At 68.4% G+C, this 15,525-nt stretch carries 15 protein-coding genes; 11 read left to right on the top strand and 4 right to left on the bottom strand.

All coding sequences use genetic code 11. From position 1 onward, the window contains the following. The first annotated feature begins 15 nt into the window (after positions 1-15). Both BUE42_RS02630 and BUE42_RS02625 read left to right on the top strand, forming a co-directional pair. On the top strand, positions 16-864 hold the full coding sequence (locus BUE42_RS02630) for an MNIO family bufferin maturase (RefSeq protein ID WP_073462545.1): 849 nt from the start codon (positions 16-18) through the stop codon (positions 862-864). Beyond that, positions 861-1,643 (top strand): HvfC/BufC N-terminal domain-containing protein, encoded by a 783-nt coding sequence (locus BUE42_RS02625; RefSeq protein ID WP_073462544.1) that lies wholly within the window; start codon positions 861-863, stop codon positions 1,641-1,643. The genes BUE42_RS02630 and BUE42_RS02625 overlap by 4 nt, the downstream gene beginning before the upstream one ends. On the opposite strand, the gene BUE42_RS02620 is transcribed toward BUE42_RS02625, so the two are convergent. Next, positions 1,640-2,233: a peroxidase-related enzyme gene (locus BUE42_RS02620; RefSeq protein WP_073462543.1), complete on the bottom strand. Its 594-nt coding sequence runs from the start codon at positions 2,231-2,233 to the stop codon at positions 1,640-1,642. The genes BUE42_RS02625 and BUE42_RS02620 overlap by 4 nt on opposite strands. Before the next feature lie 201 nt (positions 2,234-2,434). Between BUE42_RS02620 and BUE42_RS31900 the strand changes: the two genes are divergently transcribed. From BUE42_RS31900 to BUE42_RS02615, 3 genes are all read left to right on the top strand, one after another. After that, positions 2,435-3,367, top strand: coding sequence for a hypothetical protein (locus tag BUE42_RS31900; RefSeq protein ID WP_143171265.1), 933 nt, complete (start codon positions 2,435-2,437; stop codon positions 3,365-3,367). A 114-nt stretch (positions 3,368-3,481) separates the two neighbouring features. Beyond that, complete coding sequence (locus BUE42_RS32895; protein ID WP_159445357.1) at positions 3,482-3,655, top strand: hypothetical protein; 174 nt, start codon at positions 3,482-3,484, stop codon at positions 3,653-3,655. After that, positions 3,655-4,029, top strand: coding sequence for a translation initiation factor Sui1 (locus BUE42_RS02615; RefSeq protein ID WP_073462542.1), 375 nt, complete (start codon positions 3,655-3,657; stop codon positions 4,027-4,029). The genes BUE42_RS32895 and BUE42_RS02615 overlap by 1 nt, the downstream gene beginning before the upstream one ends. On the opposite strand, the gene BUE42_RS02610 is transcribed toward BUE42_RS02615, so the two are convergent. Further along, the gene (locus BUE42_RS02610) at positions 4,030-4,461 is read right to left on the bottom strand and encodes a hypothetical protein (protein ID WP_143171264.1); all 432 of its coding nucleotides are present in this window, start codon (positions 4,459-4,461) and stop codon (positions 4,030-4,032) included. A gap of 200 nt (positions 4,462-4,661) precedes the next feature. Between BUE42_RS02610 and BUE42_RS02605 the strand changes: the two genes are divergently transcribed. From BUE42_RS02605 to BUE42_RS02595, 3 genes are read left to right on the top strand one after another with little or no spacing between them, the layout of a single operon-like run. Next, complete coding sequence (locus BUE42_RS02605) at positions 4,662-7,922, top strand: efflux RND transporter permease subunit (protein WP_073462772.1); 3,261 nt, start codon at positions 4,662-4,664, stop codon at positions 7,920-7,922. A 3-nt stretch (positions 7,923-7,925) separates the two neighbouring features. Beyond that, complete coding sequence (locus tag BUE42_RS02600; RefSeq protein WP_073462540.1) at positions 7,926-9,158, top strand: efflux RND transporter periplasmic adaptor subunit; 1,233 nt, start codon at positions 7,926-7,928, stop codon at positions 9,156-9,158. Further along, positions 9,155-10,597, top strand: a complete 1,443-nt coding sequence (locus BUE42_RS02595; protein ID WP_073462539.1) for an efflux transporter outer membrane subunit — start codon at positions 9,155-9,157, stop codon at positions 10,595-10,597. The genes BUE42_RS02600 and BUE42_RS02595 overlap by 4 nt, the downstream gene beginning before the upstream one ends. A gap of 1 nt (position 10,598) precedes the next feature. Here BUE42_RS02595 and BUE42_RS02590 read toward each other — a convergent pair whose 3' ends face one another. After that, positions 10,599-11,129, bottom strand: coding sequence for a hypothetical protein (locus BUE42_RS02590; protein WP_143171263.1), 531 nt, complete (start codon positions 11,127-11,129; stop codon positions 10,599-10,601). 132 nt (positions 11,130-11,261) lie between these two features. On the opposite strand from BUE42_RS02590, the gene BUE42_RS02585 reads away from it, so the two are divergent. From BUE42_RS02585 to BUE42_RS02575, 3 genes are read left to right on the top strand one after another with little or no spacing between them, the layout of a single operon-like run. Continuing rightward, complete coding sequence (locus BUE42_RS02585; protein ID WP_073462537.1) at positions 11,262-11,906, top strand: hypothetical protein; 645 nt, start codon at positions 11,262-11,264, stop codon at positions 11,904-11,906. A gap of 28 nt (positions 11,907-11,934) precedes the next feature. Then, positions 11,935-12,552, top strand: coding sequence for a cytochrome b/b6 domain-containing protein (locus tag BUE42_RS02580; protein ID WP_073462536.1), 618 nt, complete (start codon positions 11,935-11,937; stop codon positions 12,550-12,552). After that, positions 12,549-13,340 carry a molybdopterin-dependent oxidoreductase gene (locus tag BUE42_RS02575; RefSeq protein WP_073462535.1) on the top strand — a complete coding sequence of 264 codons (792 nt, stop codon included), beginning with the start codon at positions 12,549-12,551 and terminating at the stop codon, positions 13,338-13,340. The genes BUE42_RS02580 and BUE42_RS02575 overlap by 4 nt, the downstream gene beginning before the upstream one ends. Positions 13,341-13,366: 26 nt before the next feature. Here BUE42_RS02575 and BUE42_RS02570 read toward each other — a convergent pair whose 3' ends face one another. Continuing rightward, positions 13,367-15,406 carry a laminin G domain-containing metallophosphoesterase family protein gene (locus tag BUE42_RS02570; RefSeq protein WP_083613833.1) on the bottom strand — a complete coding sequence of 680 codons (2,040 nt, stop codon included), beginning with the start codon at positions 15,404-15,406 and terminating at the stop codon, positions 13,367-13,369. Positions 15,407-15,525 lie beyond the last annotated feature (119 nt).

Genomic DNA, 15,525 nt, shown 5'->3' with positions numbered 1-15,525 from the left:
AAGCCGCCACTGCCCATGAACACCGCGCTGCACGGCTTCGGGCTCGGTCTGCGCACCGAGCACTACCGCGACTTCTGCAGCGACGACCGCGCGCTTGCGCGGCGCGTCGACTGGCTCGAAGTCATCTCCGAGAACTACATGGTGCCCGGCGGCAAGCCGCTGCACCACCTCGACCGCATCCGCCGCGACCACCCGATGGTGATGCACGGCGTGTCGATGTCGATCGGCAGCACCGACCCGCTGAACGCCGGCTACCTGCGGGACCTGAAGGCGCTGGCGCAGCGCATCGAGCCGGCGTGGATCTCCGACCACCTGTGCTGGACCGGCGTCGACCATCACAACCTGCACGACCTGATGCCGATGCCGTACACCGAGGCGGCGCTGTGCCACCTGGTGCCGCGCGTGCGCCAGGTGCAGGACCTGCTGGGCCGGCGGCTGGTGCTGGAGAACGTGTCGAGCTACGTGGGCTTCGCGGCCGACGAGATGAGCGAATGGGAGTTCATCGGCGAGCTGCTGCAGCGTGCCGACTGCGAGCTGCTGCTGGATGTCAACAACGTGCACGTCAGCAGCGTGAACCATGGCTTCGACGCGCGCCGCTTCATCGACGCGATGCCGCGCGAGCGCGTGCGGCAGATCCACCTGGCCGGCCACGAGGACCATGGCAGCTACCTGATCGACACGCACGACCACCCGGTGTGCGCGGCGGTGTGGGACCTCTATGGCTACACGGTGCAGCGCCTGGGCCGCGTGCCGGCGATGATCGAGCGCGACGACCACATCCCGCCGCTGGCGGAGCTGGTGGCCGAGCTGGACCAGGCGCGCGCGGTCGAGGCCGTGGCGTTGAACGAGGTCGTTGCGGCATGAGCGCCGGCGCGAGCCCGAGCCCGCTGGCGGATCAGCAGCGCGGATTGCACGCCGCGATGCTCGGCGCACCGGCCGGGCCGGGCCTGTTGCGGGAATCCACGCAGCACGAACCGCTGCTGCGCATCTACCAGAACGCCTACCGCGCCCGGCTGGTCGCGGCGCTGCGCGACAACCACGGCGCGCTGCCGCGCGCGATGGGCGACGAGGCCTTCGACGCGCTGGCCGAGGCCTACCTGCAGGCGCATCCGTCGCGGCATCCGTCGATCCGCTGGTTCGGGCACCGGCTCGCGGAGTTCATGGCGGCGAATCCCGAGCTGGTGCCGCATCCGGCCTTCGTCGACCTGGCGCGCATGGAGTGGGCGCTGCGGGATGCGTTCGATGCAGCGGATGCGGCGCCGATGACGCCCACCGAGCTGGCGGCGTTGCCGGCTGACGGTTGGCCGCAGCGCGTGCTGCGCTTTCACCCGAGCGTGCAGGTGCTGAGCCTGGACTGGCACGTCGAGCCGGCATGGCGCGCGCTGCAGGGCGACGACGAGCCGGAGCTGGCCGAACCCGAAGCCGGCGAGCACCAGCTGATCGTCTGGCGGCCGGTGCTGGAGACGCGCTGGCGCTCGGTTGCCGACGCGGTCGAGGCGCAGTTGCTGGCCGCCGCGATGCAGGGGGATGATTTCAGCGCGCTGTGTGCGATTGCCGCCGACGCACTGGGTGACGCGCCAGCGGTGCCCGGCGTCGTCGGTGTGATCCAGCGCTGGACGGCCGAGGGCTTGCTGGTCCGCTAGGCCTTCTTCTCCCGCGGCACCCGCCCCATCAGGTAGAACTCGTCGTTCGGCCGCAGGCTCATCAGGTTCGCCATCCGGTTGCTCAACCCGAACAGCGCGGTGATCGCGCCGATGTCCCAGATGTCCTCGTCGTCGAAGCCGTGCGCGCGCAGCGCCTCGAAATCCGCTTCGACGATGTTCGCCGCATCGTTGCTGACCTTCAACGCGAAGCCGAGCATCGCCTTCTGGCGCGGCGTGATGTCGGCCTTCAGGTAGTTGGTCGCGACCTGGTCGGCGAGTTGCGGCTGCTTCTCGCAGACCCGCAGGATCGCGCCGTGCGCGACCACGCAGTACAGGCAGTTGTTGGCCCCCGAGGTCGCGACGATGATCATCTCGCGCTCGCCCTTCGTCAGGTGGCCGCCTTCCTTCAGCAGCAGCGCGTCGTGGTACGCGAAGAAGGCCCGCGCCTCGTCGGGCCGGTGCGCGAAGCCGAGGAACACGTTCGGCACGAAGCCCGCCTTCTGCTGCACCTCGAGGATGCGCGCGCGGATGTCGTCGGGCAGGCCGGCGATGTCGGGCACCGGGTAGCGGCTGATCGGTGGATGGCTCATGGGCGTCTCCGGGTCTGGTGATCGCGCCAGGATACGTCGCGGTTCAGCGCGTCGGGTCGTAGACGCCAGCCGCGCGGCACGATTTGATTCAGGCAGAACGAACAGGTTCAACGCTCTTCGGCCTTGGCGGGAACCAACGGCGTCGCGCCACCACTCATGTGCACTTGCGTTTGGCGAGCAATCAAATCATCCGGCAGCATCATGAACAACGTGTACCAAGCTTCGAGACGAGTGCTGAGAGTGGCGAGGCGAGTCAAAGACGGCGTGCAGTCGGGTGGGAGTTCCGCGGCAAGAATTCTCACTGAGAAGGTCAATGGCGTCATCGCGGGAGCGAGAGAGTTCTGGGCGCAACGCCAAGCCGCGCAGCCTGACAATGTTGTTCTCTTTGCGCCGCGTGCGATTGACGCACAGCCGGAGAAAAGTTGGCCGCTTTTGCACGCGATTGTCGATGCGCAGAATCTCTTGAGTTCCGGTCAATTCGATGATGCCAAAGAAGCTCTTCTGACGTTGGAGGACGTCTTCGAACAGTGGACTGTAAAGCACAGAGGGCCTTGTCTTGATAGGGTTCGCTCCGCGGACGCTCACTTGTCGTTACGCGACGTTGAGCGCGCAAGCGCCGAGCTCGGGCACCTTCAGAATTATTTGAAGCGGTTCATGATCATAGTGCTCGATGTGGATACGCCGCCGAAATTGAGTTCAGCCAAGGGACGGAAATCTCTACCCAAGTTCGAAGGTGAATCGAGTAATTCGCAGACCGTCATTACCTCTATGCCACCGCTTCGGGAATTGAGCAAAATCCAGGCGTTCATTGCGGATCTGACCGGTTTCCATGAAAAATTGGACGAATACCAGAATGGGGACGCCCCTGCCCTGCAGACAAAAGTCAATCGGATTTGCAAGAGCCATGACAAAGGGCAGACCCAGTACGTCCGATCTCTAATTGTCGGTTTTAAACTTCGCACATCAACAGAGTTTGGGACTCTGTCGATGGACGAATTGGAGGGCCGCCTCAGCCAGTTTATTGCCGAACTGGAAACTGCCAAAAAGAATACTGCCAAACAGAAAAGTGGATCTGAATCAAATAGTTCGACCGAGGACGATTCCAGCTCAGGGGGGTCGCTTGACTTCAGTTGACGCAGCTGAGCCGCTGCGGCCAGTCTCGCAATCGCGAGGCTGGGCATGTGCGCTCGAGCCGCGCCGCCGCCGGCCTTTTGCGCGCCGTTATCATCGGCGCCCAAAAGGATCACCATGCCGAAACACCTCCACGAGCACTGCGCGCAGAGCGCATTCGGCCATGGCAATGACGACCCCGGGCGGGTCCGGCGCGACGTGGCACTCGCCACCGTCATCCGGGGGGCGGTCGTCGAGCCCGCTGCTGCCGGCAGCACGCAAATCACCAGCGCCGCCGCCGCGTCCACGTGATGAAGAAGAGCGTGTCCGGCCTCGCAGGGTTGTCGTCGCTGGTCTATTCCACCGACGCTGGCCGCATCTGCCCGGACTGTCGCCAGCCGCAGGCGCAATGCGTGTGCAAGACGCAGAAGGCGCTTCCGCAAGGCGATGGCGTCGTCCGCGTCTCGCGCGAGACCAAGGGCCGCAAAGGCAAGGGCGTCACGCTGGTGAAGGGCCTGCTGCTCGACGACGACGCGCTGAACCAGATGGCGCGCGAGCTGAAGGCCGCCTGCGGTGTCGGCGGCACCGTGAAAGACGGCGTGATCGAACTGCAGGGCGACCACATCGACGTGGTGGTCGAGCGATTGAAGAAGGCCGGCCACGCCGCCAAGCGCGCCGGCGGCTGATCACGGCGCGGCCGTGGCCTGCTGCGGCAGGTACTTGCGCAGCAGAGGCAGCGCCATGCTGAAGCGCGCGGCCGACACCGTCGCGATGAAGCAGGCCTCGCCGGCCTGGCGCGGGTTGTCGATCGCGGCGACGAACACCAGCTCGCCACCGCTGCGCCGCCACAGCACGATGCGCGACACCGGCAGCCCGTCGCGCTCGATCACCGGGTAGAGACTGTGCATCTCGGCCACCACCGCGCGGCGGTCGCCTTCATCGAGCAGCGCGCTCTGCTCGTCGCGCCCGAACTGGATCCAGTCGGCGCTCACGCAGCTCGGCAATCCGGCCACGTTGCCCGGTGCCGACAACGGCGCCTCGGCGGCCTGCACCGCCATCGCGCATGCGCCCCATGCCAGTGCCGTGATCGCTCGCCCGCTGCCTGCCCCGCGCACCATCGCCACTCCTTGTGCCGCCGCGCCGGGCAGCTTACGCCGGGCTGACCGCCACGCCGCGCGCAGGGTGTTGACGCACCAGAAACCGCACCGGAAACCGCACCGGAAACGAGGATCGATCCGCCGAATCAGCAACACGCCGGCAACCTGATCTGAATATCATCGTGGGTTGCGCAATGGGGCGCACGCAGGAGTTGCTGTCGATGTCCATGGTCCAGCTGGCGCTGCGTCGCCCCTACACGTTCATCGTGATGGCCTTGCTGATCGTGCTGGCCACGCCGTTCGCGCTGCGCAACATGGCGACCGACATCTTCCCGGAAATCAACATTCCGGTGATCAGCATCATCTGGAACTACGGCGGCCTGTCGGCCCAAGAGATGGGCCAGCGCATCTCGGCACAGAGCGAGCGCGGGCTCACCACCACCGTCAGCGACATCGAGCACATCGAGTCGCAATCGCTGGCCGGCATCGCGGTCATCAAGGTCTTCTTCCAGCCGACCGCCAACATCCAGACCGCGATCGCACAGGTGGTCGCGTCGATGCAGACCCAGGTGCGCCAGCTGCCACCGGGCATCACGCCGCCGCTGGTGATCAAGTACTCGGCCTCCAGCATCCCGGTGATCCAGCTCGCGCTGTCCAGCCCGACGCTGCCGGAGCAGGCGGTGTTCGACGCCGCCGTCAACCAGCTGCGCCCGCAGCTGATCACCATCCCCGGCGTGGCCGTGCCGTTCCCGTATGGCGGCAAGAACCGGCTGATCTCGGTCGACCTCGACACCGCGGCGCTGCAGGCGCGCGGGCTGTCGCCGGCCGACGTGGTCAATGCGGTGAACCTGCAGAACCTGATCCTGCCGTCGGGCACTGCCAAGTTCGGCGCCACCGAATACACCGTCAAGATGAACGGCTCGCCCGACGCGATCGCCGGGCTCGGCGACCTGCCGGTGCGCACCAGTCTCAGTGGCAACACCAGCGCCACCACCTACCTGCGCGACGTCGCGTCGGTGCGCGACGGCTTCTCGCCGCAGACCAACATCGTGCGCCAGGACGGCGCGCGCGGCGTGCTGCTGTCGGTGCTGAAGAACGGCGGCGCGTCCACGCTCGACATCGTCGACAACCTGCGCGCGCTGCTGCCGCGCGCGTCGCAGACGCTGCCGGCCGACGTCAAGGTGACGCCGCTGTTCGACCAGTCGGTGTTCGTCAAGGCAGCAGTCAAGGGCGTGATCGCCGAGGCGGTGATCGCCGCGCTGCTGACGGCCGCGATGGTGCTGCTGTTCCTCGGCAACTGGCGCAGCACGCTGATCATCGCGGCGACGATCCCGCTGTCGATCCTCGCGTCCATCCTGGTGCTGCAGATGCTCGGCGAGACGCTGAACCTGATGACGCTCGGCGGGCTCGCGCTGTCGGTGGGCATCCTGGTCGACCAGGCGATCGTGACGATCGAGAACATCGAGCGCCACCTGCACCTGGGCACGCCGCTGCTCGAGGCGATCGAGGTCGGTGCCGGCGAGATCGGCGTGCCGGCCTTCGTCTCCACGCTGTGCATCTGCATCGTGTTCGTGCCGATGTTCTTCCTGTCGGGCGTCGCGCGCTTCCTGTTCGTGCCGATGGCCGAGGCGGTGGTGTTCGCGATGATCGCGTCGTACCTGCTGTCGCGCACGCTGGTGCCGACGCTGGTGATGCTGCTGATGGCGAAGTCGCATGCGGCGCCGTCCGGCGCATCGGCCGAGCCGGCGCAGGCGAACACGAACGCGCTGCAGCGCCTGTACCGCGCCTTCGACCGCCAGTTCGAGCGCGTGCGCCGCGTCTACACGCTGGCGCTGTCGGGCCTGCTGGCGCAGCGCATGCGCTTCGCGCTGCTGTTCTCCGGCTTCTGCCTGCTGTCGTGCGCGCTGATCCCGTTCCTCGGCCGAGACTTCTTCCCGAGCGTCGACTCCGGCCAGATCCGGCTACACCTGCGCGCGCCCACCGGCACCCGCATCGAAGAGACCGCACGCCTGGCCGACGAGGTCGAGGCCGCCATCCGCGAGATGATCCCGGCCGACCAGCTGGAGACCATCCTCGACAACCTGGGCGTGCCCAACAGCGGCATCAACCTGTCGTACAGCAATGCCGGCACCATCGGCACGCTCGACGGCGAGCTGCAGCTGTCGCTGAAGGAGGGCCACCGCCCGACCGACGAGTTCGTCAGCCTGCTGCGCGCCGAACTGCCGAAGCGCTTCCCCGGCACCGAGTTCTTCTTCCAGCCGGCCGACATCGTCACGCAGATCCTGAACTTCGGCCTGCCGGCGGCGATCGACGTGCAGTTCACCGGCCAGAACCTGGCGGCCAACGCGGCGCTGGCCGCCGAGCTGACGCGCAAGATCCGGCAAATTCCCGGCGCGGTCGACGCCCACGTGCACCAGCGCAACGACCTGCCGGCGCTCAACCTGAACATGGACCGCTCGCGGCTGCAGCAGATCGGGCTGACCGCGTCGAACGTCGGGCAGAACGTGCTGATCTCGCTGTCGGGCAGCTCGCAGACGGCGCCGGCCTTCTGGCTGAACCCGCAGAACGGCGTGGTCTACAGCATCGCGGTGCAGACGCCGCAGTACAAGATCGATTCGCTGGACGCGCTGCTGAACATGCCGGTCGGCGCGGTGGGGGCAGGGGGTGCCTCCAACGCCGGCGCGGCCGGCAGCACCCAGCTGCTCGGCAACCTGGTCGAGGCGGCGCCAGGGCGGCAGCTGGCGATCTCGTCGCGCTACAACATCCTGCCGGCGATCGACGTCTACGTCAGCGTGCAGGGCACCGACCTCGCGAACGTGGCCGGCCAGGTGCAGAAGCTGGTCGACGAGGTCCAGCCCAAGCTGCCGCGCGGCAGCCAGGTGGTGCTGCGCGGCCAGGTGCAGACCATGCAGGCCTCGTTCATCGGGCTGGGCGTCGGCCTCGCGATGGCGATCGTGCTGGTCTACCTGCTGATCGTCGTCAACTTCCAGAGCTGGATCGATGCGCTGATCATCATTGCCGCGTTGCCGGCGGCGCTGGCCGGCATCGCGTGGATGCTGTTCGTCACCGGCACCACGCTGAGCGTGCCGGCGCTCACCGGCGCCATCATGACGATGGGCGTGGCCACCGCCAACAGCATCCTGCTGGTGTCGTTCGCGCGGCAGCGCCTGCAAGAGGGCGTGCCGGCGCTGTCGGCCGCGCTCGAAGCCGGCGCGACGCGGATCCGGCCGGTGCTGATGACGGCGCTGGCGATGATCATCGGCATGATCCCGATGGCGCTCGGCCTCGGCGAAGGCGCCGAGCAGAACGCGCCGCTCGGCCGCGCGGTGATCGGCGGGCTGCTGTTCGCCACCGTGTCCACCCTCTTCTTCGTGCCGGTGGTCTACGCCGGCGTGCACCGCCGCCTGGCGCAGCGCCGCGAGGCCCATGCCCTGGCCCGTGATGCCGCCCTGCCGCCCGCTGCCAACCTTCAGGAGACTTGAGCCATGACCGAGCAGCGCCACGCGGCCCTGGGCATCCACGCCGCCGACCCGAACGAATCGCCCGACGCCATCCACCTGGCCGATCCGCTGCAGCGCAAGCTGGTCGCCCGCCGCGTCCGGCTGCTGACGATCGTCGTGCTGGTGCTGCTGGCACTCGGTGCCGGCCGCACCGTGATCAGTCGCATGGGCAATGCCAAGGCACTGGAGGCCGGCACCACCGAGCGCGCGAAGCAGTACGTGAAGACCACGCTGCCGAAGACCGCCGAGGCCGGCCAGACGCTGGCGCTGCCGGGCACGCTGCAGGGCTTCGTGCAGTCGCCGATCGCGGCACGCGCGGCCGGCTACCTGCGGCGCTGGACCAAGGACATCGGTGCGCGCGTCGAGAAGGGCGAGGTGCTGGCCGAGATCGAATCGCCCGAGCTCGACCAGCAGCTGTCGCAGGCGGTGGCGGCGCGCGAGCAGGCGGCATCCGGCCTGCAGCTCGCGACCAGCACCGTCGAGCGCTGGGAGAGCCTGCGCAAGAAAGACGTGGTCTCGCAGCAGGACCTGGACGAGCGCCGCAGCAGCGCCGCGCAGGCGCGCGCCAACCTGGCCGCGGCCGATGCCAACGTGCAGCGGCTGCGCCAGCTCGAAGGCTTCAAGCGCGTGGTGGCACCGTTCGCCGGCGTGATCACGCGGCGCAACGTCGATGTCGGCGACCTGATCGACACCAGCGGCAAGCCGCTCTTCACGCTGTCGCAGACCGATCCGCTGCGCGTCTACGTGAACGTGCCGCAGTCGTATGCGCAGCTGGTGAAGGCCGGGCAGCCGGTGGTCGTCACGCAGGGCGAGCTGCGCGGCCGGAGCTTCAAGGGCACGGTGGCGCGCACCGCGGCGTCGATCGACACCGGCACGCGCACGATGCAGGTCGAGATCGCGCTGCCGAACCCGGACGGCACGCTGCTGCCGGGCGCCTACGTGCAGGTGGCGCTGCCGCTGTCGGCCAGCCAGGCGATGCTGGTGCCGACCAATGCGCTGCTGTTCCGCGCCGAGGGCGCGCGCGTCGCGGTGGTCGACGGCAACGGGCGCGTCACGCTGAAGGCGGTGACGCTGGGCCGCAACTACGGCGAGACGGTCGAGGTGCTCGACGGCCTTGGCGCCGACCAGCGGCTGGTGCTGAATCCGTCCGATTCGCTGGCCGATGGCGACCAGGTGGCGGTGGCCGCGGCGGCATCGGCACCGAAGGGGGCGCTGTGACGCTGCGCCGGGTGCCGCGCGCGCTGGCACTGGTGTGGGTGCTGGGCCTGGCGGCGTGCGCTGCGGGCCCGGACTACCAGAAGCCGGCGCTCGACCTGCCGGTCAACTGGCAGCTCGACGCGCCGTGGCGCGAGGCGACGCCGGGCGATGCGGCGTTGAAGGGCCCATGGTGGCAGCGCTTCGGCGACCCGCAGCTCGACGCGCTGGCACAGCAGGCGCTGGCCGGCAGCCCGACGCTCGCGGCCGCCGCGGCGCGGCTGGCGCAGGCCCGCGCGGTGGTGGCCGCGGGCTCGTCGGCACAGCTGCCGCAGCTGACGCTCGGCACGCGCGATGCACGCCAGCGCGTCTCGGCCAACCGGCCGCTGACCAACTACAACTCGACCAACTTCTCGACCATCCAGAACGACTTCACGCTGTCGCTCGCGGCCAGCTACGAGGTCGACCTGGCGGGCCGCGTGCAGCGTTCGGTGGAAGGCGCGCGCGCGTCGGCCGAGCAGTCGGCGGCCGACTTCGAGAACACGCGCCTGCTGCTGACGGCCGAGCTGGCGGTCGACTACTTCAGCCTGCGCGCGCTCGATACCGAACTCGACGTGCTGACGCGCTCGATCGCGTTGCAGCGGCGCTCGCTCGAGTTGGTGACGGCGCGCCGCGACCTGGGCGCGGCCTCGGGCCTCGACGTGGCGCAGCAGCAGGCGCTGCTCGACACCACGCTGACGCAGGTCGACGTGCTGCGCCGGCAGCGTGCGCAGTTCGAGCATGCGATCGCGACGCTGACCGGCACGCCGGCACCGCTGTTCTCGCTGGCGCCCGAGGTCAAGGTGTTCGAACCGCCGGCGATTCCGCTCGGCGTGCCGTCGGACGTGCTGCAGCGCCGGCCCGACGTGGCGGCGGCCGAGCGCGCGATGGCGGCGGCGAACGCGCAGATCGGCGTCGCGAGCGCGGCGTTCTACCCGAGCGTGCTGCTCGGGCCGTCGGTCGGCTACGAGAGCCGCGATTTGTCGACCTTGTTCAATGCACCGAGCCTGCTGTGGTCGATCGGCGTGTCGGCGACGCAATCGATCTTCGATGGCGGGCGGGTGCGGGCGAATGTCGATTTCGCGAAGGCCGGCTACGACGTGACGCTGGCCAACTACCGGCGTGTCGTGCTGACCGCGATGCAGGAGGTCGAAGACGGCATCACCGGCCTGGCGGCGCTGGACCGCGCGAGCGCGCAGGCCCAGACCGCGGTGGCTTCCGCCCGGCGGGTGCTCGACATGGCGACCAGCCGCTACGAAGGCGGCGCGTCGACCTACTTCGACGTGATCACCGCGCAGCAATCGCTGCTGACCAGCGAGCGCCAGGCGGCGCAGCTGCTGGGGCAGCGTCAGCTGAGCTCGGTGTTCCTCGTGAAGGCGCTGGGTGGGGACTGGCAGGGCGGGGTGCGCGCCGCGGGCGGCTGAATCAGAGGCGGCACATCGCACCGGTCGTCGATTCCGGCACCGGCACTTCGGTGCGGGAAGAGGGTGCCGACAGTTCGAAAAGCTGCGGCTCGCAGACGCCCTTGTCGATCGTCAACAGGAATTCGTACTCCCGGCCCGGCTTCAGATCGAGTCGGGTGACGCCGGCACAGTTGGTGAGGGCTGCCTGGTAGCGAACGAAGAAGGGCTTGCCGACGGCCACCTGGTGTTCGGCATGCAGGTGCTGAGGGACGGTGGCCGGGACCGACATCGAGGCCCGCAGGTTGTAGAGACGTCGCCCACTCTGGAAATCACCCGAGACCGAGGGATGGAACCATCCGAGCAGGTACTCGCTGGACGCACTGCAGCTTTGTTCCGGGACACGGCCGATGCCGATGTTCGTGGCATAGACGGACTTCACCGCGACTCTCAGCTTGGCGCTTTCCGTTCCGGCCGGCAGCGGCGGAGGCGGCGGTTGCATCGCGCACGCCGACACAAGAACGAGCATCACTGCCGCCATGGCGATCCTGGTCATCTCCGAACCCTCCTCTGTTTGATGAGACGGGATGTTAAGGGCCATCCTGGGTCGGGCATCGGACATTCGACCGATGCCGCTGCCGCCCTGATCCGGGAACAGTACGGGACTCGATTCCACCGGAGTTCCCTGATGTTCCTCACCTTGTCCTCTTCCCTCTCTTCCACCGTCCTGCCGCGCATGGCGTCGGCACTCGCCCTGGTGGGCGGCCTGCTGCTGGCCGGCAGCGCGTCGGCCGCCGACCCCAGCGTGCACATCCGCGGCGAAGTCGTCGCGGTGCGCGACCACCAGCTCGACATCAAGGGCCGCAACGGCGCGGTCACGACCGTGCAGCTGCCCGATGGCTACCAGGTCATGGACGTCTCGAAGACCAGCCTCGCCGCGGTCAGCGAGAACAGCTACCTCGGCATCGCCGCGGCGCCTGCCGCCGGCGGCAAGGTCCGTGCGCTCGGCGTGATGGTGTTCCCCGAAGGCGCGCGCGGCCTCAACGAGGGCCACTTCCCGTGGGACATCGCCAAGCGCAGCACGATGACCAACGCCACCGTCGCGAAGCTGGTGAAAAAGGGCGGCACCAGCGAGCTGGAAATGCGCTTCGGCGACAAGACCCAGTCGGTGCTGGTCGACAACGCCACCGTGTTCGGCCAGTTCGTGCCGGGCCAGCCGTCGCTGGTGGTGACCGGCGCCAAGGTGATGGTGATCGGCCAGCCGAACGAAGGCGCTCCGGCGACTGCACGGATCGTGCTGGTCGGGCGCGACGGCTTCATCCCGCCGATCTGAGCGTCGACACCCGCAGGACGCCGACACCATGAGCACGCCGGACCACGGCCTGCCGCCCCGCTGGGTCCGTGCGACGCACTGGATCCACGTGGCGAGCTTCTTCACGCTGCTGGCCAGTGGCTGGCAGATTTACGCGGCCGATCCGTTCTGGGTGCCGGCGTTTCCCGAGTGGGCGACGCTCGGCGGCTCGCTGCCCGGCGCCTTGCAATGGCACTTCGCCGCGATGTGGGTCTTCGTCGCGAACGGGGTGATGGCCGTGGTCACGCTGGTCGCCAGCGGCCGCCTGCGCCGGCTCTACCTGTCGGTGAGCCGGGCGTCCTTCGCGGCCGACCTGAAGCGCTTCGTGCGCAACCCGCTCGACCATGGTGAGGGCGGCCGCAACGCGATCCAGAAGCTGGCCTACCTGGGCGTGCTGGTGGTGCTGGCGCTGGAGGTGGCCTCGGGCCTCAGCCTGTGGAAGCCGGTGCAGTTCCAGGCGCTGTCGGCTTTGCTCGGCGGCTACGAGATGACGCGCCGCATCCACTTCACCGGCATGGCGCTGCTGGCCTGCTTCGTCGCCGGGCACGTGGCGCTCGCGCTGGCCTCGCCGCAGCTGCTGCTGCCGATGCTGGGCCTGCGACGCAAGACGCGAGAGGAGACCCGATGAAACGCTTACCCACCGATGAAGCCGCCGCCATGCGCCTGCTGTCGCGAGAGTTGCAGGCCCGTGGCGCCGTGCTCGACCGGCGCGCGTTGCTGCGCCTGTCGATGGCCGGCGGGGTGTCCGCCTTGCTGGCCGGCTGCGACGTGACCGTGAGCGTGACCGAGCGCGAGGGCATGCAGGCGGTGCTCCGGCGCATCTCGCGCTTCAACGATGGTGCCCAGGCCGCACTGCTTCGCCCCGGCCTGCGCGCGCCCAAGTACACCGCGGCGGACCTGACGAAGCCGTTCCGCTTCAACGCGTTCTACTCGGAAGCCTCGGTGCCCGAGATCGACGAGGCGACCTGGCGGCTGGAGGTGGGCGGCCGCGTGCAGCACGCGGCCGCGTGGACGCTCGGCGAGATCCGCGCGCTGCCGGTCGTCACCGAGATCACGCGGCTGATCTGCATCGAAGGCTGGAGCGCGATCGGGCAGTGGAGCGGCGTGCCGCTGTCGCACTTCCTGCGCCGCGTCGGGGCCGACCTGTCGGCACGCTACGTCGCGTTGCGCTGCGCCGACGGCTACTACACCAGCATCGACATGGAGAGCGCGATGCACCCGCAGACGCTGCTGGCGCACGGCTTCGCCGGAGCGACGCGGCTGCCCGACGAGTTCGGCTTTCCGCTGCGCCTGCGCCTCCCGATCAAGCTCGGCTTCAAGAACCCGAAGCACCTGGTCGGCCTCACCGTCACCAACGAGTTCAGCAGCGGCTACTGGGAAGACCTGCACGGCTACAACTGGTTCGGGGGGCTGTGACGCGCTGAACAGGGCTTGCTTCGCCGTCAGCTGCGCCGCGCCGTCAACCACCGGCCGGACGGCAGGGCTTCGGCCACCACGCGCACTTCACCGATGTTGCCGAAGAAGCCGTCGGCACGATCGCCGTCCCAGGAGCCGGCGCCGACCACCCAGGGCGAGCCGGCGGACAACGTGGCCAGGCCGGGCACGTTGCTGGTGTTGCGCAGCACCGGCGCACCTTCGACGTACATCACGGTGTCGTGCGTCGCGGCGTCGTTGACGATCGCGATGTGCACCCAGGTGCCCGCAATGATCTCGCCCGACCAGCTGGCATCGCCTTCGCGTGCGCCGGTGACGTCGGGCACCACCTCCCACTGCACCTCCCGCAGGCTGGAGATCGCGAACAGCAGCGGCGGGGATTCCGGATCGCCGCCGTCGAAGCCGGACAGATCGCCGCGCTTGCCGTCGCGCGTCATGATGTTCATCCAGGCGTGCTTCGACTTGTCCCAGGCCTTGTCGATCTTGATGAAGGCTTCGATGGTGTAGCCGGTGGCGGCGAAGGTGAGTGGATTGATGGCGGCCGCCGTGTCGGTCAGGAAGTAGCTCATGCGCGGCGTGTTCTTGTTGGTGTTCAGGAACGCCACCGAGCCCGGCGCGGCCGACAGGCGGTGGTGGTCGCTGCTCCACACGAGGTCCGCCGCCTCCGCGCCGACGATCACGCTGGTGTTGAGCGCATCGCGCTGCAGCGGGTTGGCGCCTGTCACGTCGGCGATCCGGGTGCCGGGTGCCACGGCCGCGCCCTCGGTGCCGCCGAAGAAGCGCCAGTGCGCGACGGTGGAGGCCACCTTGGGGTAGTCGTCGGTGTCCCTGGCCGCCAGCTGGGCCGGGGCGGCCGGCTCGTCGTAGCCCTTCAGGACCAGGGCCTTGGCCTGCTCCACCAGCGACGATGCCACCGTGGCCTGGCCGCTGCCGAAGCCCGGGTTGAAGCGGGCGAAGCGCTTCGCGAAATCCATGCCGATGGTGAAGCTGTGGTTGGGCTCGGTCAGCACGGCCTGGTCGAAGGCGTTCAGCGTGTCCGCCGGCTTCATCGGCACCCAGGGCGAGAACGACAGCACCTGGATCTGCTTGTTCGTGAGGTCGAACTCGTAGAGCCGCATCAGGCCGTTGCCGCCCTGGTAGGCCATCTGGTAGTCCACCACCATCTCCTCGACCGCGTTGCCGAAGTCGTTGGTCTTGGTCAGGTGGGCGCCACCATGGTGGTGGCCGTTGAGCGTCATGAAGATCTGGTCGTTGTCGCGGATCAGCTTCTCCCACAGCATCTTGCCGTAGCCGGTCTCCAGCGGGCTCACCGCGTCCGGCGCGATGTTCAGCAACTGGTGGTTGACCAGGATGACCGGCAGCGTGGGGTGGCTCGCGATCACGCCGCGCGCCCAGGCGATGCCGGCGTCCGAGATGCGCCAGGACAGCGACAGCACCAGGAACTGCTGCTCCTGCGCCTTGAAGACGTGGTACTCGTGGAAGCCGGTGCCGTCGCGTTCGCCGAAGGTGGACTGGCGCCTGGCGCGCTTCGCGCCGAACCATTGCAGGTAGGGCTCGTTGGCCAGCACGCGCTGGGTGTCGGTTCCGGTCGTGGGGCTCGCGTCGTAGTCGACGTCATTCAGCACGTCGTGGTTGCCCGCCAGGATCGAGTACGGCACCTTGGCGACTTCCAGCACCTGCATGGCCGTGTCGGCCACCTTCCACTGCTCGGGCTTGCCGACCTGGTCGACCACGTCGCCCAGGTGGATGACGAAGGGAATGTTGAGCCGTTGCGCGTTGTCGGCGATCCACCGGGTCTGCGCGTAGTACGGCTCGCTGCCGTAGTGGCGCTCGTACTGGCTGCTCTCCGTGGACGTGGCGTAGCGTGAATAGAACTGGGTGTCGGGCAACACCGCCAGCGCAAAGCTGGAGATGCTGGTGGACGCGGGTGCATTGTCATCGTCGCCGCCGCCGCAAGCGGCCAGCAAGCCGCCTGTGGCCACCGTGGAAGCGGACGCGAGGCTCATCTTGAGCAGGCGGCGGCGTTGGATCGAGGGGTACTTCTTCATGGAATCCACTCTAGGGGCGCCATGTGCAATCGCCGTGACAGTTCGACGATCGCGCGCACGCAACAACGGTTCACGGCGGTGTCACGAGGGCTTCCTACGATCCATCCCTTTTCGCGAAG

This window comes from Rhizobacter sp. OV335, from assembly GCF_900142965.1.
Taxonomy (GTDB): Bacteria; Pseudomonadota; Gammaproteobacteria; order Burkholderiales; family Burkholderiaceae_C; genus Rhizobacter.
This window is presented reverse-complemented; position numbering and strand designations above follow the sequence as displayed.

What these genes read in the sequence shown, in the direction of transcription:
- BUE42_RS02570 (WP_083613833.1), bottom strand. Translation starts at nt 15,406, where the DNA reads ATGAAGAAGTACCCCTCGATCCAACGCCGCCGCCTGCTCAAGATGAGC.
- BUE42_RS32895 (WP_159445357.1), top strand. Translation starts at nt 3,482, where the DNA reads ATGCCGAAACACCTCCACGAGCACTGCGCGCAGAGCGCATTCGGCCAT.
- BUE42_RS02610 (WP_143171264.1), bottom strand. Translation starts at nt 4,461, where the DNA reads ATGGTGCGCGGGGCAGGCAGCGGGCGAGCGATCACGGCACTGGCATGG.
- BUE42_RS31900 (WP_143171265.1), top strand. Translation starts at nt 2,435, where the DNA reads ATGAACAACGTGTACCAAGCTTCGAGACGAGTGCTGAGAGTGGCGAGG.
- BUE42_RS02615 (WP_073462542.1), top strand. Translation starts at nt 3,655, where the DNA reads ATGAAGAAGAGCGTGTCCGGCCTCGCAGGGTTGTCGTCGCTGGTCTAT.
- BUE42_RS02585 (WP_073462537.1), top strand. Translation starts at nt 11,262, where the DNA reads ATGTTCCTCACCTTGTCCTCTTCCCTCTCTTCCACCGTCCTGCCGCGC.
- BUE42_RS02620 (WP_073462543.1), bottom strand. Translation starts at nt 2,233, where the DNA reads ATGAGCCATCCACCGATCAGCCGCTACCCGGTGCCCGACATCGCCGGC.
- BUE42_RS02600 (WP_073462540.1), top strand. Translation starts at nt 7,926, where the DNA reads ATGACCGAGCAGCGCCACGCGGCCCTGGGCATCCACGCCGCCGACCCG.
- BUE42_RS02625 (WP_073462544.1), top strand. Translation starts at nt 861, where the DNA reads ATGAGCGCCGGCGCGAGCCCGAGCCCGCTGGCGGATCAGCAGCGCGGA.
- BUE42_RS02580 (WP_073462536.1), top strand. Translation starts at nt 11,935, where the DNA reads ATGAGCACGCCGGACCACGGCCTGCCGCCCCGCTGGGTCCGTGCGACG.
- BUE42_RS02575 (WP_073462535.1), top strand. Translation starts at nt 12,549, where the DNA reads ATGAAACGCTTACCCACCGATGAAGCCGCCGCCATGCGCCTGCTGTCG.
- BUE42_RS02630 (WP_073462545.1), top strand. Translation starts at nt 16, where the DNA reads ATGAACACCGCGCTGCACGGCTTCGGGCTCGGTCTGCGCACCGAGCAC.
- BUE42_RS02590 (WP_143171263.1), bottom strand. Translation starts at nt 11,129, where the DNA reads ATGACCAGGATCGCCATGGCGGCAGTGATGCTCGTTCTTGTGTCGGCG.
- BUE42_RS02605 (WP_073462772.1), top strand. Translation starts at nt 4,662, where the DNA reads ATGTCCATGGTCCAGCTGGCGCTGCGTCGCCCCTACACGTTCATCGTG.